The sequence below is a fragment of the Mycobacterium sp. NPDC003449 genome (assembly GCF_053588415.1).
The window spans coordinates 1-2,911 of record NZ_JBSFPX010000348.1 but is presented as its reverse complement, the minus strand read 5'-3'; the positions used below and the strand labels follow the sequence as shown (position 1 = coordinate 2,911).

The 2,911-nt window shown below is 64.7% G+C and carries 2 protein-coding genes; both read right to left on the bottom strand.

Features of this window, described 5'->3' with window-relative positions; genetic code table 11:
- The coding region (locus tag ACWDTP_RS38105; protein WP_450028389.1) for an MMPL/RND family transporter at positions 1-2,598 on the bottom strand (2,598 nt) is incomplete at its 3' end.
- Positions 2,598-2,911 (bottom strand): MMPL family transporter (locus tag ACWDTP_RS38100; RefSeq protein ID WP_450028388.1); only part of this gene is annotated, 314 nt, incomplete at its 5' end. The genes ACWDTP_RS38105 and ACWDTP_RS38100, both read right to left, overlap by 1 nt.

Genomic DNA, 2,911 nt, shown 5'->3' with positions numbered 1-2,911 from the left:
GGCGAACACCAGACCCGCGGCCGTCACCACCTTTCCGCTGCCGCCCATCGCCCGGATGATGCCGGTGTTGATGCCCGCGCCGATCTCCTCCCTCATCCGCGACACCAGCAGCAGGTTGTAGTCCGACCCCACCGCCAACAAGATGATCACCGACATCGCGAGCACCAGCCAGTGCAGGTGGATGCCGAGAATGTGCTGCCAGATCAACACCGAAAGCCCGAAGGCCGCGCCCAACGACAGCGCCACCGTACCCACGATGACCAGGGCGGCGATCAGGCTGCGCGTCATCAGCAACATGATGACGAAGATCAGGCAGAGCGCGGCCACACCCGCGATGAGCAGGTCGTATGCGGAGCCGTCGCGCATGTCCTTGAACGTCGCGGAGGTCCCGGCCAGATAGATCCTGGCGTTCTCCAGCGGGGTCACCTTGAGCGCCTCCTGCGCGGCGCTGACGATCGCATCGGCCCGGGCGATGCCTTCGGGCGTCGCGGGATCGCCCCGGTGCGAAATGATGAAACGGACCGACCTCCCGTCCGGCGAGAAGAACAGGGCCATCGCGCGTTTGAAGTCCGCGTTCTCCAGGACCTCGGGCGGCAGGTAGAAGGAGTCGTCGTTTCGGGCCTCGTCGAAGGCCCGGCCCATGGCCGTCGCGTTCGCACTCATCTCGTCCATCAGCGCGAACGCGCCCATCATGGTGCTGTGCATGGTCAGGGTCATGGTCCGCATCGCCTGCATCGATGCGATCATCGGCGGGAACTGCTGGATCAATTGCGGCATGAGCTCATCCAGCCGATCGGCCTGGCCGACGAGATCGTGCAGGTTGTCGACTACCGTGGCGACCGAGTCCAGGGAATCGAACAGGGATCTCATCGACCAGCACAACGGGATGTCGAAACAGTGCGGCTCCCAGTAGAAGTAGTTGCGGATGGGGCGCCAGAAATCGTCGAAGTCCGCGATATGGTCCCGCAACACCTTGACGTCCACTTCGAGCTCATGCATGGTCTGCGTCATATCGTGGGTGGTATCCGCCATTCTCTGCGTCACGTCGTACATCTGATTCATCAGATTCATCAGTTCCGCGATATCGTCGGCCTGCTTGAGCAGGTCACCCATGCGATCTCGCTGGAACGGCAACAGTTGTTGCTGGCTGGCGTTCTGCAGGCTCAGCAGAAACGGTATCGAGGTCCGGCTGATCGGATTGCCCTCGGGCCGGGTGATCCCCTGCACCCGGGAGATGCCGGGAACAGCGAAGATCGCCTTGGCCAACTTGTTCAAGATCAACAGATCCGCCGGATTGCGCATATCCCGGTCCGCCTCCACCAGAAGGATGTCCGGTGTCATGCGTGACTGTGGGAAGTGTCGCTCGGCGGCCGCGTACCCGAGATTCGCGGGAATGTCCGAGGGCACGTACAGCCGGTCGTTGTAGCTCGTCTCATACGCGGGCAGGGCGAGCAGCCCGATCAGTGCGATCACGCACGCCGTCACGAGAATGGGTGCGGGCCAACGCACGATCGCCGTGCCCAGCCGCCGCCATCGACGGACGATGATCCTGCGTCTGGGTTCGAACAACCCGAACCGCCCGCCCACCACGATCACCGCCGGAATCAGGGTGAGCGCCACCGCGACCGCGGCCACCATGGCCACCGCGGTCGGGACACCCATGGTGTGGAAGTAGGGCAGCCGGGCGAAACTCAGGCAGAAGATCGCCCCCGCAATGGTCAAACCCGAACCGAGGACCACCTTGGCGACACTGCGATAGGTGGTGTAGAAGGCGGCATTTCGATCCTCGCCGGCCTGCCGGGCCTCCTGGTAACGCCCGAGGAAGAATATCCCGTAATCAGTTCCCACCGCGATCCCGAGCGAGACCAGCAGATTGACGGCGAACGTCGACAGTCCGATGATCTGGTGCTCGCCGAGCAGGGCCACCACACCCCTGGCCACCTGCACCTGTATCCCCACCATGGTCAGCAGGAGGACCGCGGTGACGATCGATCGGTAGACGAAGAGCAGCATCGTCAAGATCACCGCGAGCGTGACCACGGTGATCTTGACGATCGACTTGTCACCCGCGTGGTTCATATCCGACACCAACGGGGCGGGGCCGGTGACATAGGCCTCGACGCCCGGCGGGGGCGGCGTCCGCCGCACGATTTCCCGCACCGCCGCCACGGATTCGTTGGCCAGCGATTCGCCTTGATTGCCGGCCAGATTCAGTTGGACATAGACCGACTTGGCATCGGTGCTCTCGGCGCCGGTGGCGGTCAGGGGATCTCCCCAGTAATCCTGCACGTGCTGCACATGCCGGGTATCGGCCTTCAGTTGCCGCATCAGCTCGTCGTAGTAGCGGTGCGCCTCGGCGCCGAGGGGTTCCCGCCCCTCCAGGACGACCATCGCCACACTGTCGGAATCGGATTCGCCGAAGCTGGTGCCCATGCGCTGCATCGCCTGAAACGACGGGGCGTCCCTGGGAACCAGCGACACCGAGTACTGCCGCCCGACGGTTTCGAGGGAGGGAACGGCGAACGTCAGGGCGGCCACGATCACCAACCAGCCGACGATGATCGGAACCGCGAGCCGGTGAATCACCCGCGCGGTCATCAAGATCCGCGGTCTTCGGGCAACACCAGCAGGGAACGCACCAACGGCCGTGGCCCGGTGGTCCGCGGCAGTGCGCCGGCCGGACGGGAGCGCACCCGCAGCGGCCACCAGAACCAGCGGCCCAGCAGTGCGGCGATGGACGGTGTCATGAACGCCCGCACCACCAGGGTGTCGAAGAGCAGGCCGATACCGATGGTCGATCCCACCTGCCCGATGGTCCGGACATCGCTGGCCAGCATCGCCAGCATCGTGGAGGCGAACACCAGACCCGCGGCCGTCACCACCTTTCCGCTGCCGCCCATCGCCCGGATGA